The organism is Acinetobacter lwoffii (assembly GCF_022809915.1).
Lineage (GTDB): Bacteria > Pseudomonadota > Gammaproteobacteria > Pseudomonadales > Moraxellaceae > Acinetobacter > Acinetobacter lwoffii_M.
The window spans coordinates 126,200-147,165 of sequence record NZ_JALGQY010000003.1 but is presented as its reverse complement, the minus strand read 5'-3'; the positions used below and the strand labels follow the sequence as shown (position 1 = coordinate 147,165).

Genomic DNA, 20,966 nt, shown 5'->3' with positions numbered 1-20,966 from the left:
TTTTGTTATATTAAGCATGAGCTTGCTGCTCCTCTACTATGATCGCAGTGTCATGGCCTGGAATGCCTGACATCAAGATTCCAACATTTTCAGTATTGGTTTCATGAGTAGGTATCGCTGGAGATAGTTCACCATTGGCCAACACGCAGAGACGATCACTGATTTCAAACAGCTCTTCTAATTCTTCTGAAATCACCAAAATGGCAACACCTTGTCGAGAGAGATCAATCAGGGTTTGCCGGATAAACATGGACGCGCCCACATCAACGCCCCAGGTCGGTTGAGCCACAATCAGGAATTTCGGGTTTTGCAGAATTTCCCGGCCTACAATAAATTTTTGTAAATTTCCACCGGACAAGGAACGTGCTTCTGCCTCTGGGCCACTGGCTTTCACTCCGAATTTTTCAATACAGTGCTGGGCAAAAAGCTTACATTGTGAAAACTTGATTAATCCCCATTGCGTCAGATTCTGCCGAAATGCAGTCAGCAAGGCATTCTGGGACAGCGTCATGTTCGGGACTGCTCCTCGGCCCAGACGTTCTTCAGGTACAAAGCCCAGACCCAAGTCACGCCGTTGTCCAGGACTGAATTGGGAAATATCGATTTGATTCAGAACCATCCGGCCATATTTCAGGCTGTTTTCGCCCGACAATAAAGACAGTAATTCTGCTTGCCCATTGCCAGAAATCCCGGCGATTCCTACAATTTCACCCACACAAATATTTAAATTGATATTTTTCAGCGACACACCAAATGGGTCGTCGGACTGATAATCCAGATTCTCGACCTGGAATAAGATCTGTTTTTCACCTGTATATTCAGGGCGTACATAGGTCGGTAAATCACGGCCAATCATTAAGCGCGCTAAATCACTGGTGCTGTTGTCTTTGGGATTAACATTTCCGGTCACACGGCCATTGCGCAAGATGGTCGCTTCATCACAGAGCTCTTTAATTTCATGTAGTTTATGACTGATATATAAAATCGAAACACCTTGGGAGGCCAATAAACGCAAGGTTTTAAACAGTTGACGCACCGCTTGTGGCGTCAGTACCGAGGTCGGTTCATCTAAAATAATTAAAGCGGGATTTTGCAAAAGGCAGCGAATAATTTCGACGCGTTGCCGTTCACCTACCGATAAAGAATGTACTTCGCGGCGTGGATCAATGGGTAAACCGTATTGCTCTGAGACTTCAATAATTTTTTGACTGAGGACTTTTAAATGAATCTTTTCATCCAGTCCCAGCAAAATATTTTCCACCACGGTCAAGGTTTCAAATAAAGAGAAATGCTGATAGACCATGCCAATCCCGAGTTTTCTTGCCATCGACGGGTTATCAATATGAACTTCTTTACCGTTCCAGAGGATTTGTCCCTGATTGGCCTTGGTTGCCCCATAAATGATTTTCATCAGGGTACTTTTGCCGGCGCCATTTTCACCCAAGATGGCGTGAATCTGTCCGGGTTGAACGGTTAAATGTATCTGGTCATTCGCTTTCAATGAATTGTAACTTTTACAGATATTGATGAGCTGTAAACGCGGTACACCTGAAGAAGAACGTGCATTCAACTCTTGCGCATGAGCAGATCTATCGTGTTGAGAGGTCATCATCAGTGCCCTATTCCATGCCGTAGCAATTCAGCATCCATCGATGGTTGTCATGCATGCAAATGGATGCAGAAAAGTACATCAAAGTGTTTAAAGATTTTTAATTGCAAAATGGCAAAGCTTTATTTCGGTAATGAACCCTCTACGCCCTTCACGTAGTAATTCATTTTACTTAGTGCCGCATCATCTAGGCGCTTGCCTTTTGCCAAGACCAATGTACCATCCTGTTTATGAATCGGGCCGGTAAATGGATGCAGTGTGCCTTTTAAAATGCCATCACGTACGCTGAGCGCTTTTGCTTTAGAGGCTGCCGACACTGAAGGACTAAAGCTTTCGATATCGACGGCTTTTTGTTTTACGCCATACCACATTGCACTTGGTTTCCAGGTTTTCTTGCTGACTTGCGTCATTACCGGAGTATAAATTTTTTCCCAATGTAAAACCGATGCAGCAAGATGCGCTTTAGGGCCAAATTTGCTCATGTCAGAATCCCAGCCAAAAGCAAAGACACCTTTTTGTTCAGCCGCCTGTACCACTGCTGGAGAATCGGTATTTTGCATCAGCACATCTGCGCCTTGAGCAATCAAAGCCAAGGCTGCATCACGTTCTTTGCCCGGGTTAAACCATGAATTCACCCAAATGACTTTGGTTTTAATTTTTGGATTTACACTTTGTGCACCGAGGGTATAGGCATTGATATTACGGATAACTTCAGGAATCGGAAAAGACGCGACTACGCCCAATACATTATTTTTGGTTTTTTGCCCTGCGACCACACCCAGCATATAAGCGCCTTCATAGGTACGGACATCGTAGACCCCTAAATTTTTGCCCTGCTTATAACCGGTTGCATGCATAAATACTGTATTGGGAAATTGCTTGGATACTTTTTCCATCGCATTCATATAACCGAACGAGGTTGCAAAAATGACTTTATTGCCTTGTTGTGCCAGGTTACGGATCACACGTTCGGCATCTGCTGTTTCAGGGACATTTTCGATATAAGAGGTTTTATATTTTCCTGCGAGGGTTTTTTCAGCCTTAATCCGGCCTTGATCATGAGAATAAGTCCAGCCATGGTCGCTGGTTGGACCAATATAAACAAACGCGGCTTTATCTTGGGCCAGAACATTCGCGACAGCGGCCATGCTCATTACACCGCTTGCCATTAACACCCCTACCAATTTTTTCAATCCGGTTTTCAAGCTATTTTTTTCTTTCATTCTATTCTGCTCTTGGTTGTTCTGTGTCATACAACACATGCTTTAAAATGACTTCACTCAAATGCGCTCAGTCTGTCCAATATATAATTAGCAATAAGCATTCCAGTTTTTATAAAAAATAATAAAAATAGGGTTTTTAAAAAGATATTTTTGTTTTTTATTTAATAAGAGCGTACTGTTATTAAATTTATAAATAATAATTTTATAATTGACCCTAAAATTTAATTTGATGGAAGGATTTTTTTATTTTTTCTTATAAGTGGTGAGATAAAATAAAATGCCTTAAATTTGTGCATTCCTTTTTTAATTGGAGCTTCATATTTTTCATGAGCAAAGATAAATGTAGATGATAGAATCAGGTATTGAGACTCATTGAGGGAATGGGATTTTTTTAGATATAAATCATTAATATTTAAATATATTAATAGTTTTTTTATAGTTAGGTTTAGCTTGTAATACGCCGAAAGGATGATGTTCTGTAGATATTTTTATTTTCTCTCCTCATTGAAGGAGGTTGGAAATCTCTAATCGGAGCTTGCCTGGATTGATTTATTTAATTTCCAAATTTTGAAAATATTAATCAATTTTAATTAAGAAATAAGGACATATAAATAATATTTTGATCATTCAAAAATAATATAAATAAAAACCACTATATTGAAATATAGGGTTTCTATTTAAAATTTAATCCATATTTTTAAATTTTAAAATATATTAGACAATATAACGTTTACTTAATCCCCACTCGGCTAAGATTCGACGATAGGTCGTTGAAGAGCGATCTGCTTCAAAATGCGCTTCCATAGAAATATCGAGCGGTAATTCTTCAGGTTTTTGGCTTTCTACCATGTCCTGATCTTCGGCAAAAATTTGTGCATTGAAGTCATATACCGCCTGTAAATCTCCTGTGGTATCGAAGTTGCGTGTCAGTGGTACAAATAAACGGGTTTTATTGTGTGAGACCGGACAACAGGCATTGAGAATTTTTAATTGTCCCTGTTCTGGGAAATGTACAGTTAGCACCGCAGAAAACGGTGGATAGACATCAAATACACGTTTCCACAAAAAGCCTTCCGGTGCCAGATCTTGCATACCATGTGGATAGTTGCTGACACTGCTGACATATTCGGTATGCAGGCCGTAATTTGTACGTTCTGTCGTGTATTTGGGTACAACCTGATTTTCAGGATCTGCGAAAGAACCCTGATGAACCCAGGCAAAATGTGCAACATCAATAAAGCCTTCCAGTTGACGGCCACTCGAACCGGCAATATCCACAAACGGCGGTAAAATTGCCTGATGATCTGGCATCTCCCAGGTATCTAAAACAGGAAAATTGGCTTTTGCTTCGTCACGGCCAAAAATACTGGTCCAGATCAAGCCATATTTTTGCACTACTGGAAATTTGGTCAGAGAAAAGCGCTCAGAAATGTTGGTCAGCTCGGGTTGTGCAGGAATTTTGATACATTTTCCCTGGCCATTGTAGTGTAAGCCATGATAAGGACAGACCAGATTTTCACCCGAAACCCAGCCTTTGGTTAAGGGTACGCCCCGGTGTGGACAGAGATCACGAACCAGGTGAATTGCACCACTGTCTGTTTTATACAGTGCAAGTTTGACATCAAGCAGGGTTACTTGTTGCGGTTGGGTAGAAACGTCCTGAATCCGTGCAACCGGATACCAGTGACGAGCCAGAATGTCCCAGTCCTGATCATCAAACTGGCTATAGCAGGGTTTGTTGAATAAATTGATGACTGGAATGGCGTTCATATCAAACCTATATTCTTACTGTGGATGGTCTCTTTTTACAGGCCTTGAACAATACAGAACTGTGCAATTTTGGCTTTGCTTATGATTGAAATTACTTAATTTATTGTCATTCTGTCTATTAGAATGATTCGTACTATTCATTCTTAAAATTAGAACACATCAACCATGTACAAATGTACTTGCCGAATAAAGCTGCCTTCTTTGGCATAAAACTCGCATAAACACGTTTATCTCAAATATTGATATAAATAAACGGTGGTACTTGCTTGACTAAATTGATGAATACGCCTTTTTCCCGATTTTCAGAATATTTTATCGCGGTGGCGAAAACGGGAAGTTTACGCAAGGCCGCAGATCAATTATTCATTTCCGTGTCTGCAGTACATCGGCAAATTGCTCTGGCTGAAGAAGAACTGGGAATTATGTTATTTGAGCGCTTGCCCAATGGTTTAAAACTGACACTGGCGGGCGAATTACTCTATGCCGATGTTATAAAATGGCAAAAAGAATTCCAGCAAACCCGGATTCGCTTTGATGAAATTCAGGGGCTTACGCGTGGGACCATCGAATTTGGTTTAATTTCTGCCTTAAATGATGGTTTTGTCATGCAGTCCGTGCAATATATGTATGAAAATTATCCCTGGATTAATTTTAATATCCGGGTCGCAGACAGTGAAATCGTAGCCAAAAAAGTGATTGAGGCAGATCTGGATTTTGGCCTGATCCTGAATCCGAAATCCCATCAACATATTGAAGTCCTCCATTTTCTGGAACTACCTTTAGGTTTTGTGATGGGTAAATCACACCCTCTTGCTCAAGCAGAAAAGATTTATTTTTCAGATACCTTGAATGACAACCATTTTATTCCGGCCGAACCCCTGATTATTCATGATTATGTACAAGCACTGTATAAACATCATCAATTTATACCTGTACGTAAAACGGAATCGAATGATATCCGCCTGATGAATACTCTCATTAAGGCGAATACCGGGATTGGGATTTTTAGTTATCTCGATGTTTTACCGTATGTAGAGCGGGATGAAGTGGTCTTTAAACCTATCTCTGAAAAAGGGCTGCATCCGCTGACCATTGCTCTCTGTGTAGCGCCTAGACGCCAGATTTCACGCGTTTCCCAGTTGATGATTAAACATATGATTGAACAAATGGAAGCCTTAAAAAGCAAGGTGCAGCAACTGTAGTATTTTCATATTTAAATAACAAAAACCGCGATGGCCAAAATCGCGGCTTTTATTCAATATTAATGCTGAAATTAACTGTTTTTAATCCAATGGATTACCGACAATATTGCTAATAATGCCTTTCATAATATGCGCGCCTTGCTCTTTACGTAGGTCTGCATACCAGTCTTGGGTAATTTGCTCATCTTTCATATGCGTGACATCACAACGCTTACGTGCACGTAGCAGCAATTCATTGGCGCGTTCATTACGTTTATTCTGATAGCGTTTCAGGGCATCTTCCAGACCTAGCGTATTAATTTGTAAGGCACGTGCCAGATAGACCGCATCTTCCATTGCCTGGCAACCTCCCTGCCCGATATCCGGTGTGGTGCTATGTGCTGCATCCCCTAAAATTACCACACGGCCCTTATAAAACTGGGTAAAAGGCTCAATATCATGGATCTCGACACGATTGGTTTTCTGCTCATCAATACTGTCAATTAAGCGCTGAACCTGGGAGCACCAGCCAGAGAAATATTGCTTTAATAAGATCTTATATTCCGAACGTTGATTCTCCAGACCTGCGGGCAATGGCACATCAAAGAAGAAATAAAAGCGATGCTCTGCCACAGGCATCAGTGAAGCGCGTTTGCCTTCACCGACAAAAGTGGTCCACTGCTGTGCGGGCGCTAAATCTTCAGAGATCTCAACCAGTCCGTTCCAGTTCACATAGCCAGCATAACGGCGTTCAACCTGTTTGCCCAATACATACTGACGCGTCATGGAATGGGTACCATCTGCGCCAATCAATAATGCTGCAGAAACAGTGCTGCCATCCTGAAAACCGATTTCAACGTGTTGCCCCTTATCCTCAATAGACACCATTTTTTTACCGAGCTGAATATCCTGCCGGCCAAACTCATCCATTAACATATTTTGTAATTCAGCACGCGATACCGGATATGGACGTTGACCGACTTCTTCAATTAACGGCGCCAAACTAAACTGCGTCATGACCTCGCCATTCAAACCATCGATATAGGCTAAGTCATTCATCTGGCCACCTAACTTTGCTACCTGTTCAGTTAAGCCCAGATAGTTCAAACACTTCACCCCGTTTGACCACAAGGAAATTGCAGCACCGACAGGTAAAATCTGTTCTGCCTGCTCATAGATGGTGACCCGATGTCCGAACTTTTTTAGTGCAATTCCTGTGGTTAATCCGCCCATGCCTGCCCCAATAATTGCAATCTCCATCTATTCCTCCTGGCTATTTCATCTTCATTGCCAGCTAAAATGCTAAAAACGTGCCATCCTGAAAAAAATGCACTAAAAAAATAGCAAGAGTTGGCATACGCTGTGCTTTTAAATTCCTTCAATGTTTTGTTTTATAAATACAGAATCAAATCTGGGTTTATAAAAGTGCATATTCATGTGACGTATAACAATGATGATGGAAATTTAAGATGGCGACCTTATTAGCTCCAATTTTTGATCTGCCTGCTCCAGTACAGCAGTTAACTAACCTTGCAGATGCCCGAATTGGCGCAGAAATTCTTGAATGTTCAGATGAGTTTTTTGCTGAAGCAAAACGCATGTTGCAATTTGAGGCACCGGTCTTTATCGAAGACAAGTTTGATGAGCATGGCAAATGGATGGATGGATGGGAAACCCGTCGCAAGCGCCACACGGGCTATGATTGGGCCATCATTAAACTTGCTGTTGCGGGTCAAATACAGGCACTCGATATTGATACGACTTTTTTTAGCGGCAATTATCCGGCCTCTGCTGCTGTGCAAGCATGTTATGCGCCAGATGGAAATCTTGATCAGGCAGAATGGATCAGCATTCTGGAAAATAATGTCCTGGGACCCAGCCAACATCATATTTTTCAGATTTCAGCAAAACAGATATTTACCCATGTCCGTTTGAATATTTATCCTGACGGGGGGATTGCACGCTTTAAGGTCTATGGCCAGGTAAAAATCGATCTGCAAGATCATGATCAAGTGCTGGATGTCTTGGCACTCGAACATGGTGGCCGTGTCGTTGCCTATAGCGATGCGCATTTTGGACATCCACGCAATCTGATTAATCCGGGGCGTGGCATTAACATGGGCGATGGCTGGGAAACCAAACGTCGCCGTGCCCCAGGATTTGACTGGTGCATTTTGGCTCTAGGCGCCAGTGCCCAAATCGAGAAAATTGAAATTGATACCGCCCATTTTAAAGGTAACTTCCCTGCCGAGGTTTCTATTCAAGCCATCTATGTTAAGGATGCAACCGATGAGCAACTTATTCCACAAAGTATGTTCTGGCCTTTTTTGTTAGAAGCCCAGCCTATGCAAATGGATCATATTCATCATTACATCAATGAGATTTTACAACACGAAAAAATTTCCCACATCCGCGTCAATATGATTCCCGATGGCGGGATTAGCCGGATTCGGCTCTGGGGAAAAGTGGCCTAAATGATGAATAGCATGCATATGCAAAGTATAAAAATACAGCCTTTAAGCACGGAAAGTTTTCTGCCTTTTGGAGAAGTGATTGCCTGTCAGGGTAATCATTTTTTTCATATCAATGAGCAGCAGACTGAGCGTTATCATGCCCTGTCTGAAGTAGAAAGTGATGCCAAGGTTGGACTGAGTATTTTTAGAAATATGCAAGCCACGGCAATTCCCTTTCATATCTCGATGCTGGAAAGACATCCTCTGGGATCACAGGCTTTTATTCCGATGCACGGCCAGCAATTTTTAATTGTGGTTTCTCCTGCATTTGATCATGCTCAACCTGATCTCAGTCAGATTCAGGCATTTATCAGCGATGGTTCTCAAGGGATAAATTATCGTGCCGGAACCTGGCATCATCCCTTATTGACCCTTGAGGCACCCAGTGAGTTTGTCGTAGTGGATCGTATAGGCAATGGGTCAAACTGTGATGTTCATCCTTTTCCTGAAAACATCCAGATCGTATTTTAAGCGTATTAAAAAAAGCCCTTTTTATCAGGGCTTTTAATCTATTTCTTCATCACTTTGCCTAGAAGTGATATTTCACTAAAGCACTGACATTATTTTCATCGGCATTTGGGATACCGAATTTGTTGTTCCAGATAGAATGTTCAATCCCCAGATATAAATTGGTGTCTGGAGAAATGTGTTTACCGACATTCCATTTCCATTGGGTGGTCCAGTTCATCTCGCTGTCATGAGTATCTTCTTCTGTAGACCAGTCCAAGAAGCCATCCACCAGAAATTCTTCAGTTCCCAGTTTAATTGGCACGCCATAGGTCAGTGTCAACTGGTAATCATCATCAATATTCTCATTATTCACGCGATAAAGGTTAATGCTGGCATAACGGAAATATGGAATATCCAGATCGAAACCTACGCCGTACAGGAAGTTATCAAAACCCTCTCCACCTTCCCAGGTCGTTGAAACCAGTACATCTTTAACCGGACCAAAGGCAAGCTTCTGACCCGACACTTCACCCAAGCTCAAACGTGGTGAAAATTCAAAATAACTTGATTTAAAGTCATCTGCACCGCGCATACGGTCAATGAAGAAGAAGACATCTGCATATTTTACTTTTGCCGTATATTCAAAGGTCGCAGTCGCCTGTTTCTCATCGACCACCTCATAGTTTTCTCCATAAAGTCCGGTGACACTGAAGTCTTGCCAGATCGGTTTTGCCTGTGCGGATGCCGCACCCAATACAAGTAATGTTGCAGCAGTAAGTTGAGTGAATTTCATAAATAAGGGTCCCCAATGGAATGAAAGAATCACATTCTGAATTAAGCAAAAACAAAGCCAACATTTTTAATTTTTGATAAAAAAAACAGCCCATTTTCCTGGACTGTTTTCATTCTGGTTTAAATTTTCTAATGTGGAAGCTTTGCCACAATTTCTGTAGTTGCTGTACTTTTATTTTTAAATAAGTTCAGATGATTGAACAACAGGTTGAGTAAAATGGCCATTAAGCAGGTTGAGCTGATGCCTGAATGAAACAAGGTTTGTACCCATTTTGGAAAATTGGCATAAAAGGAATGATCAATAATGGGAATCATGCCGGCTGCAATAGCGGTCGCAACAATGATGAGATTTTTTTGCTCGTTATAATCAATTTTAGCCAAGGTACGAATCCCGCTTGCAGCGACTGTTCCAAAAAGTACCAGACCTGCACCACCTAATACCGGTACAGGAATGGCAGCAATCAAACGTCCCATAATGGGCAGTAAACCCAGCACTACTAAAATCATGCCACCCGCAGCGACCACAAATCGGCTTTTAATTCCGGTAATCGCCACCAAGCCGACATTTTGCGCAAAAGCACTTTGCATAAATGAACCAAAAACCGGTGCCATCGCACTCGATAACATATCGGCACGCAAGCCATTCGAGATACGATCCGCATCCACTTTGGTACCTACAATCTCACCCACTGCAATGATATCTGCTGTGGTTTCGGTCATAATCACGAGAGTAACGATGAGCATGGAAATAATGGCTGTGAGCTCAAAAGTCGGTAGTCCAAAGGCGAAGAAGCTAGGTACCTGAATCCATGTCCCAGTCGCAACTTTAGAGAAATCACCAAAACCGAATAAATAGGCCAGTACTGAACCTAAAACAATTGCTAGAAGAATAGACAAGCGACGGATAGCGGCCTGTCGGCTCAAATTCAGGCAAATTACTAAAGCCAAGGTCATCAATGCCAGACCAATATTCTCGACACTTCCCCATTCTGGTGCCTTGGGATTGCCGCCCATCATCCAGCGGACTGCCACCGGCAATAAAGACAAACCAATGATAGTAATGACGCAACCGGTCACGACTGGTGGAAAGAAACGGATAATTTTGGAAAAATAAGGTGCGAGGAAAAAACCGATCAATGATGCGACAATGACTGCACCGTAGACGGCTTGCAAACCACCGCCTGTAGTCACAATCGCCACCATCGTTGCGACACCGGCAAAAGAAACCCCTTGCACCAAAGGTAGTTTTGCACCGATATATTTCACCCCAACGGTTTGCAAAATTGTGGCTAAACCACCGACAAATAGCGCCGCCGCAATCAATAATCCAATTTGATAAGCTTCTAGGCCGGCTGCTGTTCCCACGATTAAAGGTGGTGCAATAATTCCACCATACATGGTCAGTACGTGTTGCAAACCATAAGCTGCACTTTTTCCCGCACCTAAATATTCATGTTCAGGTGATATTGTTTTACTTTGTTCTGTCATTTTTCTCACCCTCAAAGTTAAAAGCTAAAATCAGCTTCCGCGATATGTGGAGTACGCGAATGGGCTGATCAGTAAAGGAATATGAAAATGCTGTGATGCATCTTTTACATAAAAATGAATAACTGCTTTAGGAAAAAAAGTTTCTAAACCCAAACCTTCAAAATATACAGATGTAAAGAACTCAAGACTATAGGCACCCGCTTTAAACTCGGTCATGCCGAAATCACTGACGCGGCCGTCTGCATTGGTTTTTGCTTCCCTAATCAGGCGACCGTCTTCAGCAAAAAGTCGAATGACCACGTCTGTCGCAGGTTTTCCCAGATGTGTATCTAAAATATGCGTGCTAATCATGCATGAAGCTCCTGAGCCAGTCGTGACAAGGCAATTTCTGCCAGTTGATGATGGACAATACGTTTCTCAATCTCTGGGTCATTTAGCAAACGATAGTTCAGGGCTTGAAGGACGTCTTCACTGCTCAATCCAGCGGCTTTGATCAGAAAGATAAACCCATATTTTTTCTCATAGGCAAGATTGCCTTTAAGTAGAGCGAGCTGGGTATCTTTATCTGCTGTAATACCGGATTGTTCACGATGGGAAAAGTCTTTTTCTATTTCACTTAATTCAGCCTGTGCCTGTTTTTCACCTATACGGGGATGATTATCCAGTGCAGTTTTAATCTCATCCCAACTCCAGGTCGCCGCTTGTTGTTGCGCTGCATTCAAAATATCCTCAAGCGATGCATAAGGACGTTTTGCGGCAAGCTCGGTCGACCAGCTGGGTATTTGCACACAGTGCTTTAAAAAGATCATCGCATCTTCTGTTGATGCTTGATTAAATTCAACAAGTTGCACTATTCAATCGCCTGATTATATTGCTTGGTTATTTAAAACTGGTTTTGCAATAACAGTGCCAAAGCTGATGTGTTTGTTATTTTTATAAAGTACATGACTCAAAAAAGAGCATCTAAAATGATCTTTTCCAATATATTTTATGATTATGGCGCATGATGGTTATACCAGTGCTCGGCAATATCCCCACGGCGGCAAATCCAGACCTTGTCATGATTCTGAATATAATCTAGGAACTTTTGTAGTGCTTTAAAACGTCCCGGCCGTCCTAAAATACGGCAGTGCATGCCAATCGACAGCATTTTTGGCGCAGTTTCACCTTCGGTATAGAGCACATCAAAAGCATCTTTGAGATATTGATAAAACTGTTCCCCGCTATTAAAACCGCCAGGTGAACTGAATTTCATGTCATTGCTATCCAGGCTATAAGGAATAATCAAATGCAAACGTGTTTCCCCTGCCTGATTGGTCAAGGTGCTCCAAAATGGCAAGTCATCCCCATAGTAATCAGCGTCATATTTGATTTGAGGAAAATCAGCCAGAAGTTGACGGGTATTCGGACTGTCCCGACCGGTATACCAGCCGATCGGTGCTTCACCAAACAGGCTTTCCAGAACGCTGACCGCCTGATCCATATATTGGCGTTCGAGTTGAAGCGGCATGTCCTGATAATGTAGCCAGCGCTGCCCATGTGAAACGACATCATAATGGGCTGATTTAATCGCCTCGACCACATAAGGATTACGTATTAAGGCCATGCCGACTCCAAAGATGGTCATCGGCAAACCACGTTTCTGGAACTCCTGATGAATGCGCCAGAAGCCTGCACGTGAACCATATTCGTACATCGAATCCATCGACATATGTTTATCTGGAAAGCTGGCAGCACCAATGATTTCAGATAAAAACTTTTCTGATCCTGTATCACCATGTTCAATGTGGTTTTCACCACCTTCTTCATAATTCAGTACAAACTGTACCGCGACACGCGCGCCGTTTGGCCATTGCACTTTTGGTGGTTCACCATGATAGCCAATCAGGTCACGCGAATAAGGTGCACTGCGAATGCTGTCAATAAGTTCTTGTCCGCGTAAGTAGCTAGTCGTCACATCAATTCCTTGTCGATTCTGAGTAAATGATCAATTTTCTATACGCGTGATAAGCAATTTATGCGCCAAACTAGAGCATTGAAACTGAGAGCACGCTTTTTAAAAAAATATTTTCAGCGAAATTTAAGCTTAGAAATATCCCATCTCAATATTTGCGTGGTTGAATATAAAAAACCTGGAAAGATGCTTATTTGTTTTCAATCGCCGGTCAGTGTTCTGATTTACGCAATCCTATGTCCTGTTAATTGAAATTTCATAGAACACCTTGCTGTTTTATAGTTCAGCTAAAGGTCATGACACAGAACCCATTATGAATACAAATATCGCCGCTTTTAGTCCCGACTTACCCGTCCATATGACATTCGAGGAACATGACTGGCATCTTTTGGCTCAGTACTGGTATCCGATTGCACTTGCGCGTGATATTACAGATCAGCCAACAAGTAGCATGCTGCTTGATATGCCTCTGGTGATTTATAAAATGAACGATAAACTGGTGGTGGCGAAAGATGCATGTCCGCATCGCGGTGTACCTTTAAGCTTGGGAAAAAATGACGGCCAAGGCGTGGTGTGTCGTTATCACGGTTTACGCTTTGGCAATGAAGGTAAATGCAACCGTATTCCTGCACATCCTCAGCATAAAATATCGGAACGTTTCCATTTGAAAACTTATGCTGCGGTAGAAAAGTATGGTCTGATCTGGTGTTCATTAAGCGCTACAAAAGATGCAGAACCTCATATTCCTAACATGCCTTTTTGGGATGATGCTGAGTATCAGCAACTGGTCTGCCCTCAGATAGACATTCAATGTTTTGCAGGAAGACAGCTCGAAGGTTTTATTGATGTGGCTCATTTTGCCTGGGTGCATCCAGACACTTTTGGCGATCCGGAGGATGTAGAAGTTCCTGATTACAGTACGACAGAAACGGAGGTCGGTTTTAATGCAGATTACATCAGCAGTGTAGGACGTTATCCGATCGGAATCGAGCAGCGTGGCCAGGAAGATTTTAAATGGTTACGTCATTTCGAAGTGAGCCTACCCTTTACTGCAACACTTACGATTCATTTTCCGAATGATGCCAAGCAGGTCATCATGAATGCGGCTTCACCCATGACTGCGCGTTCAACACGACTTTTTGCACCTATTTGCCGCAATTATGATAAAGATTTACCGGTTGAAGATGCCTACGCATTTAATCTGAAAATTTTCGAGGAAGATCGTTTAATTGTAGAAAATCAGAAACCTGAATATTTACCTTTGGACTTATCTTTAGAAGCGCATTTTCCGGCAGATCGAAGCTCGAGTATGTACCGAAAATTACTACGTAAACGGGGATTTAGTCCTTTATTTGCTGCTTAAAATTTTATTCAAAAGAAAGATTCATAATAAATAACCAGGGTTAGAGCTTCTCTGATATTTAAAAATTAATTGGGTTATATATTGATTTCTATGAGGATACATCTTGTTATATAGCCTCATAAGCCTTGTATTCTGGTGAAGATAAGGCCTTTTAGAACGATAAAGAACTTTAAGAAGATAAAATTAGTTTTTTATTAAAATAGGTATATAATAAATAAAATCACTTTACTTTACTATTTTAATAAAATTATGGATCAATATTGCACACTGCAGATTTATCAGGAAGATGAATGGCTGGATTGCGCTATTGTTGAGATTGTCGGTCAACAACAAACTGGATGGCAAGCAGCCACGCGCACATCATATCTATTTGAATATGCTATTTCTTATATGAACCTAAGCGATGGGCATGCGCTAGCCTATCATTTACCAGTAAATGTGCAAAATACCTTGCAATCTACCTGGCCGGCCTTCCTGATGGATTTGTTACCTCAAGGTTATGGTCGTAAAGAATTACTCCGTCAGCTTAATTTTTCTGAAAATACTCAGGAACAAGCAGACTGGGCGCTTTTAAAAGCAGGTGCAGGCAATCCGATTGGTAATTTACGGATTAAAGAGGCTTATGAATGGCTACAGGGGCAGTTCCCTGTTCAGCAGAATCATGGCTTTAGTCTGGACCAAGTCGTAGAACGTCAAGAAAAATTTATTGAATCCTTGGCCTCTTATGGACTTTTTATTGCCGGTTCTTCTGGTATTCAGGGCGAGTGGCCAAAATTACTGCTGACCCAAGGTCACGATGACCTGTTCTATCTGGATCACACGCTGACAGATGATCAGGTCAAACAGCATTGGCTGGTGAAATTCAGTCGTGGCAGTGATCAGAATTTAGATAAAATTTTGATGCACGAAGCCTTATATATGAAAGTTGCTCAGTACCTGGGACTTCGTGTTCATCAGGAACTGGAGCTGCATGGCAAGACTTTATTCATTCCTCGATTCGACCGTAAGGTCATCGACAGGAAGGTCGAAAGAATTGCTCAGGAAAGTATTGCTTCTCTGGGGGGGAAAGCCGGTTTTGGGGTAAGAATGACCCATAACCAGATCTGTAGCCTGCTGATGCAATGCTGTACTGAACCAAAACAGGAAATCTTTGAATATTTGAAGCGTGATCTTGCCAATGTTGCTTTAGGCAATAAGGACAATCATACCCGTAATACAGCGATTCAACGTTTCAATAACGGAATCATTCAACTAACCCCATTATTTGATTTTGCGCCGATGTGGCTCCATCCAGATGGTATTGCCCGAACTACGCGTTGGGAGCGAGATGATCATGGTGGTATGCCAATTTGGCATTCAGTTATCGAACAGATAGCAGAAAGTACGCTAATTGATTCAGAAGAAATCAGAGCGGTGCTAGTCGAGCAATTACCACTTTATCAGGGGTTACTCGAGCACATGCAGTATCTGCAATTGGCACCTGAAATTCTGGAAAATAGCCAGTATCGAATTGATAATATTTGCCAACAATTGGAGGAGCTGAATTATGGATAAACGCTTCAAGCCACTGACTCCGATTCAACAGATGCAAAAGAGATTATCTGTACTTGAAACCGTCAGCAACAATCCTGACTGGCCTTTTCATCAGGTTGCTCGCTTCATTCGTACCGAGTTGCACCTCACACTCAACGATATGGCTAAAATTACCAAGATTGCTCCCCAGACTCTACAGAAAATGGAACAACCTGAAGGCAATCCAACACTCAAGTCTATGCAGAAATTACTGGATGCTTTTGGTTTAAAGTTAGAAATCAGGGTTAAATCCTGATGATAATCTGATGCTTTAATTGATATTTAGGGGAATTTTAGAGAAGAAGAATGACTTAACAACTGAAAATATGCCCTCCTCCAATCTGTTTATTGAGTCCTTGCTCCATCGCAGGAATCCCGGTTTAAATTAAACACGGGATTCACTGGAGGCTGATATTTTCTCATCAGTTTTTTAATGAATAAGTTTACTTTTTAAACATCATTATGAAGAAATATCAACACAGAGATATTTCATTTCAAGGTATTCATCCATACCGAATTTAGACCCTTCACGGCCTAACCCTGATTGCTTGACTCCACCAAATGGCGCAACCTCATTAGAGATAGCTCCGGTATTGATTCCCACCATACCGTATTCTAAGGCTTCACCTACACGCCACTGACGTGCTGTACTTTGGGTAAATACATAGGTAGCCAGACCGAATTCTGTATCGTTCGCCATCTGAATTGCTTCTTCTTCAGTCTTGAAACGGAATAACGGCGCCAACGGTCCAAAAGTTTCTTCTTTTGCCACACGCATCTGCTGAGTAACTTCAGTCAGAAGCGTTGGCTCGAAGAATGTACCGCCCAGATTTGAGCGCTGTCCACCGGTTTTCACCTGTGCACCTTTGCTCACTGCGTCGGCAATATGTGACTGCACTTTTTCGATCGCAGCCTCATCAATTAATGGACCTTGGGTAGAGGCTTCATCCCGGCCATCCCCGACTTTCAGCTTGGCAACGGCAGCCACCAGTTTTTCTACCAGCGCATCATAAATGCCATCTTGTACATAAATCCGGTTCGCACAAACACAAGTCTGTCCACTATTACGGAATTTACTGGCCATGATGCCCTGTACCGCCTGTTCAAGATTGGCGTCATCAAAGACCAGAACCGGTGCATTGCCACCAAGTTCTAAGGACAGTTTTTTGATGGTCGGCGCACACTGCTGCATCAGGATACGGCCGACTTGAGTCGAACCGGTAAAGCTTAACTTTTTCACGGTTTCGCTTTCACATAAGACCTGACCCACTTCAACCGCATCACCACTGACATGCAGCAATACATCTTGTGGCAAACCTGCGCGCAAGGCCAAAACTTCAAGCGCATAGGCGGTTAAAGGCGTTTGTTCAGCCGGTTTAACCAGCATGGAACAGCCAGCAGCCAGAGCTGGCGCGGCTTTACGGGTAATCATCGCCGCCGGAAAATTCCACGGTGTAATGGCCGCTGTCACCCCAATCGCCTGCTTAATGACCAATAACCGTTGATGGGCAAGCGTTGGAGTCAACACGTCACCATCAATACGGCGTGCCTGCTCGGCAAACCAGCGGATAAAGGAAGCGGCATAACCAATTTCACCACGCGCCTCAGCCAGTGGCTTGCCCTGTTCAGCAGTCAGGATCTGAGCCAGGGACTCTTTATGTTCCTGCATCAGATTGAACCAGGCCCAAAGCACATCCGCACGTTCAAGTGCTGTCTTGGCTTTCCATGTTTTCTGTGCTTGCTGAGAACGAGCAATCAGCTGTTCTACAGATGTCCGGTCATGGGATTTCACCCAGGCCAAAGTGGCTTGGGTTGCTGCATCTTTGACTTCAATATATTCATCCGTGGCAGGCTGATCGAAGCTGATATCAGGATGCTGTAATAAATCTCTATATTGCGCTTGAAGCATGATCATTACTCTTTTATTAGGCTGCGACAGACAGTGCAAACCCTTGTTTCAAGATAGCCAATCCCGCACGGAACTGTTCTGCCGGAATCGTGAGCGGGTATAGGAAACGGATTACATTACCATAACGACCGCAGGTCAGGATTAACAGACCATTTTGCATGGCATGGTTTTGTACAGCTTTTGCCTGTTCCGCAGTTTCAAGCTCAACCGCCACCATTGAGCCCAGTGCACGAATATCTTTGACCATGCTAGATGACATTTTCAGTTCATGTAAAACATCAACCAGTTCTGCGCCTAGATCATTCGCTCTTTCACAAAGACCTTCTTCTTCAATGATATCCAGTACCGCATGGGCAGCCGCAACAGCAACCGGGTTACCGGCATAAGTACCGCCCAATCCACCCGGATTTGGTGCATCCATCACTTCAGCACGACCCACAACGCCTGAAATCGGGAAACCGCCGCCCAGACTCTTTGCCATCGTAATCAGATCTGGCTTGGTCTCATAATAATCCATCGCAAACAGTTTACCTGTACGCGCAAAACCAGACTGTACTTCATCAGCAATCAGTAAAATGCCGTTTTGATCGCATAGTACACGCAAGCGTTTCAGGAATTCTGCAGGCACCACATTAAAACCGCCTTCGCCTTGTACAGGCTCAAGCACAATCGCTGCTACGTCATGCGCAGCAATATCTTCTGCGAAAATATCTTCAATGCTTTGAATTGCATCATCAACACTAATGCCTTTGGATTCCACCGGATAACGGGCATGGAAAACACCGCCAGGCATCACCCCAAAGTCGCGTTTATAAGGTGCAGTTTTACCGGTCATGGCCATCGTCATGAATGAACGGCCATGAAAACCATTACCAAAAGTCACAATGCCATGACGGCCAGTATGGGCACGGGCAATTTTAACTGCATTTTCGACAGCTTCAGCACCCGTTGAAAAGAAGGAGGTTTTTGCAGCACCCTGGATAGGAGCACGTGCATTGATACGTTCTGCCAGAGCAACGTAGCTCTCGTATGGTACAACCTGATAAGCCGTATGGGTAAATTTGGTTAATTGTTCAGTGACCGCAGCAATAATTTTAGGGTGGCGATGGCCAGTATTCAGTACGGCGATTCCGCCCGCAAAGTCGATATATTGATTGCCTTCTGCATCCCAGATGGTCGAATTTTCTGCTTTCTCTGCGTACCATTGACACATGACCCCAACACCACGTGGTGTCGCCTGCTGTTTACGTGCATTCAGTGCTGAGTGTTTACTGTCCATTTTGTATCCTCATTCTTGATTCATACGTTGTAAATTTTGCTATCCGGATCTTGGGATAGAAATTTGCCAAAGACTGGCTGATATGGTTCATTTTGCGCTTTTATACGTATGAGACGAGAGCCACTTTGCAGCAGATAGAAGGAGCCAATTGGTCTGGTTAAAATAAGAAAAAGAGTCAAAATATAAAATTATTTTATTTATAAACAAGTATTTATGTTTTTAATAAAAATTGGCTCCTTTTTAAATAAAGAAGCCAATTTAAAAATCCATTGCAAAAATTTAGGATAGGTCATCATGGATTAAATCCATTCATTTTTATGGATTAATCCATCTTGCAAAAACTTCGCTTAACCCGGATAGATGCCGCGTTCCTGACGCGCCATTAAAATCCGCTCACAGGCCAGAATATAAGCAGCTGTACGCAAAGAACATCCGGCCTGGACTGATTTTTGCCATACATCCTGTACCGCATTTTTCATGCTGGCATCCATACGCTGATTAATCTCTTCCTCGGTCCAGAAATAACTGGCCAAATCCTGAACCCATTCAAAATAGCTGACCGTCACGCCACCCGCATTGCAGATTACGTCTGGCACCACGGTAATATGACGTTCACTCAGAATTTCATCGGCCTCAGTCAATGTTGGACCATTGGCACCTTCTAGAATCATTTTGGTCTGAATATTTTGCGCGACCTGAGTATTAATCACACCTTCCAGCGCTGCCGGAATAAAGACTTCGGCAGGAATGGTCCAGAAAGCTGATGCAGAAATTTCATCGCTGGCAGAAAATCCCTGAATTTTATGGTGGGTATTTGAGTATTCAAGCAGCTTTCTAATATCAATCCCCTGTTCCTGATACAGGGTGGCAGAATGGTCCTGAACACAGATCACTTTGCTGCCATTTTCCTGGAAAAGCAGCGCGGCTTCACTGCCGACATTACCAAAGCCCTGCACACAGACCCGGGCATCTTTTAAATCCAGACCAATTTGCTGGGCAACTTCACGACCGCTAATAAACACACCACGGCCTGTGGCTTTACTGCGGCCTAAAGACCCCCCTAAATGAACCGGCTTTCCGGTCACTACACCAGTAATCGTAGAACCCGCATTCATGGAAAACGTATCCATCATCCAGGCCATGATTTGCGGATTGGTTCCAACATCCGGCGCCGGAATATCTTTTTGCGGTCCAATAATTAAATTGATTTCTGCCGTATAACGTCGGGTCAAGCGTTCCAGTTCGCGCTTGGAAAGCTGGCTCGGATCAACTCGCACACCGCCTTTGGCACCGCCAAAAGGTAAATTTAGAGCAGCACATTTGATCGTCATCCAGGCCGACAGAGCCATCACCTCATCTAAATTGACATCTGGATGAAAACGCACGCCGCCTTTGCCTGGACCGCGAGTTAAATTGTGCTGAACACGATAGCCTTCAAAATGCTGAACCGTACCATCATCCATGATGACCGGAACATCGACAATCAAACTGCGCTTTGGGCGTCGCAGCATGTCCAGTCGTTCACTCAGCTCACCCAGATAAGGCGCTACTTTATCCAGTTGCTTAAGATAATTGTTCCAGGCCGTTGTACCTTGCTCGGTATAGGTCAATCCTTTAATCATCATGTTCATTCTATGATCCTTTTGTTATATGCAGTCGTATGTCCTGGCGGCTGCAACACATCTCTATTCGGCTGTTATGGCAATCATTGCTTGATTCAGGTCTTAGTTCAGCGAGCTCCAAACAAAATCAGTGTCTAGATTTTCCGCTTTAGTTTTAATCGGTATCTGTGTATATTGCCTGCCCGCCTGTATGCTCGCATTCAAGCCGCAGGTACATGATCAAAACGCATACAAGACACTT

Annotated in this window: 18 protein-coding genes; 6 read left to right on the top strand and 12 right to left on the bottom strand. The window is 43.0% G+C overall.

Going from position 1 to position 20,966, the window contains the following annotated elements; genetic code table 11:
* Positions 1 to 10 precede the first annotated feature (10 nt).
* The 3 genes from MTX11_RS03515 to MTX11_RS03505 form a co-directional block, all read right to left on the bottom strand.
* On the bottom strand, positions 11 to 1,612 hold the full coding sequence (locus MTX11_RS03515; protein ID WP_243474376.1) for an ABC transporter ATP-binding protein: 1,602 nt from the start codon (positions 1,610 to 1,612) through the stop codon (positions 11 to 13).
* Positions 1,613 to 1,731: 119 nt separating this feature from the next.
* On the bottom strand, positions 1,732 to 2,832 hold the full coding sequence (locus tag MTX11_RS03510; RefSeq protein ID WP_243474375.1) for a BMP family ABC transporter substrate-binding protein: 1,101 nt from the start codon (positions 2,830 to 2,832) through the stop codon (positions 1,732 to 1,734).
* A 714-nt stretch (positions 2,833 to 3,546) separates the two neighbouring features.
* Positions 3,547 to 4,602: an aromatic ring-hydroxylating oxygenase subunit alpha gene (locus MTX11_RS03505; RefSeq protein WP_243474374.1), complete on the bottom strand. Its 1,056-nt coding sequence runs from the start codon at positions 4,600 to 4,602 to the stop codon at positions 3,547 to 3,549.
* Between the two features lie 278 nt (positions 4,603 to 4,880).
* On the opposite strand from MTX11_RS03505, the gene MTX11_RS03500 reads away from it, so the two are divergent.
* On the top strand, positions 4,881 to 5,804 hold the full coding sequence (locus MTX11_RS03500) for a LysR family transcriptional regulator (RefSeq protein ID WP_243474373.1): 924 nt from the start codon (positions 4,881 to 4,883) through the stop codon (positions 5,802 to 5,804).
* A gap of 81 nt (positions 5,805 to 5,885) precedes the next feature.
* On the opposite strand, the gene hpxO is transcribed toward MTX11_RS03500, so the two are convergent.
* Positions 5,886 to 7,043 (bottom strand): FAD-dependent urate hydroxylase HpxO, encoded by a 1,158-nt coding sequence (gene hpxO / locus MTX11_RS03495; RefSeq protein WP_243474372.1) that lies wholly within the window; start codon positions 7,041 to 7,043, stop codon positions 5,886 to 5,888.
* A 209-nt stretch (positions 7,044 to 7,252) separates the two neighbouring features.
* Between hpxO and alc the strand changes: the two genes are divergently transcribed.
* Both alc and MTX11_RS03485 read left to right on the top strand, forming a co-directional pair.
* A complete protein-coding gene (gene alc, locus MTX11_RS03490) occupies positions 7,253 to 8,257 on the top strand; it encodes an allantoicase (RefSeq protein WP_243474371.1) in 1,005 nt (334 codons plus the stop codon).
* 12 nt (positions 8,258 to 8,269) lie between these two features.
* Complete coding sequence (locus tag MTX11_RS03485) at positions 8,270 to 8,767, top strand: ureidoglycolate lyase (RefSeq protein WP_243474388.1); 498 nt, start codon at positions 8,270 to 8,272, stop codon at positions 8,765 to 8,767.
* Between the two features lie 58 nt (positions 8,768 to 8,825).
* On the opposite strand, the gene MTX11_RS03480 is transcribed toward MTX11_RS03485, so the two are convergent.
* The 5 genes from MTX11_RS03480 to puuE form a co-directional block, all read right to left on the bottom strand.
* Positions 8,826 to 9,539: an outer membrane protein OmpK gene (locus MTX11_RS03480; RefSeq protein WP_004280255.1), complete on the bottom strand. Its 714-nt coding sequence runs from the start codon at positions 9,537 to 9,539 to the stop codon at positions 8,826 to 8,828.
* 128 nt (positions 9,540 to 9,667) lie between these two features.
* Positions 9,668 to 11,026 carry a nucleobase:cation symporter-2 family protein gene (locus tag MTX11_RS03475; RefSeq protein WP_180038837.1) on the bottom strand — a complete coding sequence of 453 codons (1,359 nt, stop codon included), beginning with the start codon at positions 11,024 to 11,026 and terminating at the stop codon, positions 9,668 to 9,670.
* A gap of 30 nt (positions 11,027 to 11,056) precedes the next feature.
* Positions 11,057 to 11,377 (bottom strand): hydroxyisourate hydrolase, encoded by a 321-nt coding sequence (gene uraH / locus MTX11_RS03470; protein WP_243474370.1) that lies wholly within the window; start codon positions 11,375 to 11,377, stop codon positions 11,057 to 11,059.
* Complete coding sequence (gene uraD, locus MTX11_RS03465) at positions 11,374 to 11,877, bottom strand: 2-oxo-4-hydroxy-4-carboxy-5-ureidoimidazoline decarboxylase (RefSeq protein ID WP_004729754.1); 504 nt, start codon at positions 11,875 to 11,877, stop codon at positions 11,374 to 11,376. The genes uraH and uraD overlap by 4 nt, the downstream gene beginning before the upstream one ends.
* Positions 11,878 to 12,020: 143 nt before the next feature.
* Positions 12,021 to 12,983 (bottom strand): allantoinase PuuE, encoded by a 963-nt coding sequence (gene puuE, locus MTX11_RS03460; protein WP_243474369.1) that lies wholly within the window; start codon positions 12,981 to 12,983, stop codon positions 12,021 to 12,023.
* A gap of 310 nt (positions 12,984 to 13,293) precedes the next feature.
* Here puuE and MTX11_RS03455 point away from each other — a divergent pair, with 310 nt between their 5' ends.
* From MTX11_RS03455 to MTX11_RS03445, 3 genes are all read left to right on the top strand, one after another.
* Positions 13,294 to 14,343: an aromatic ring-hydroxylating oxygenase subunit alpha gene (locus MTX11_RS03455; protein ID WP_243474368.1), complete on the top strand. Its 1,050-nt coding sequence runs from the start codon at positions 13,294 to 13,296 to the stop codon at positions 14,341 to 14,343.
* Between the two features lie 249 nt (positions 14,344 to 14,592).
* Positions 14,593 to 15,897 (top strand): type II toxin-antitoxin system HipA family toxin, encoded by a 1,305-nt coding sequence (locus tag MTX11_RS03450; RefSeq protein WP_243474367.1) that lies wholly within the window; start codon positions 14,593 to 14,595, stop codon positions 15,895 to 15,897.
* Positions 15,890 to 16,171 (top strand): helix-turn-helix domain-containing protein, encoded by a 282-nt coding sequence (locus tag MTX11_RS03445; protein ID WP_004280265.1) that lies wholly within the window; start codon positions 15,890 to 15,892, stop codon positions 16,169 to 16,171. Before MTX11_RS03450 ends, MTX11_RS03445 begins: the two co-directional genes overlap by 8 nt.
* 204 nt (positions 16,172 to 16,375) lie before the next feature.
* On the opposite strand, the gene MTX11_RS03440 is transcribed toward MTX11_RS03445, so the two are convergent.
* The 3 genes from MTX11_RS03440 to MTX11_RS03430 all read right to left on the bottom strand — a co-directional run bounded on the left by MTX11_RS03440 (position 16,376) and on the right by MTX11_RS03430 (position 20,722).
* Positions 16,376 to 17,824, bottom strand: a complete 1,449-nt coding sequence (locus tag MTX11_RS03440) for an NAD-dependent succinate-semialdehyde dehydrogenase (RefSeq protein ID WP_243474366.1) — start codon at positions 17,822 to 17,824, stop codon at positions 16,376 to 16,378.
* Between the two features lie 16 nt (positions 17,825 to 17,840).
* The gene (gene gabT, locus MTX11_RS03435) at positions 17,841 to 19,103 is read right to left on the bottom strand and encodes a 4-aminobutyrate--2-oxoglutarate transaminase (RefSeq protein WP_005246377.1); all 1,263 of its coding nucleotides are present in this window, start codon (positions 19,101 to 19,103) and stop codon (positions 17,841 to 17,843) included.
* 347 nt (positions 19,104 to 19,450) lie between these two features.
* On the bottom strand, positions 19,451 to 20,722 hold the full coding sequence (locus tag MTX11_RS03430) for a Glu/Leu/Phe/Val family dehydrogenase (protein WP_420909225.1): 1,272 nt from the start codon (positions 20,720 to 20,722) through the stop codon (positions 19,451 to 19,453).
* Between the last annotated feature and the right edge of the window lie 244 nt (positions 20,723 to 20,966).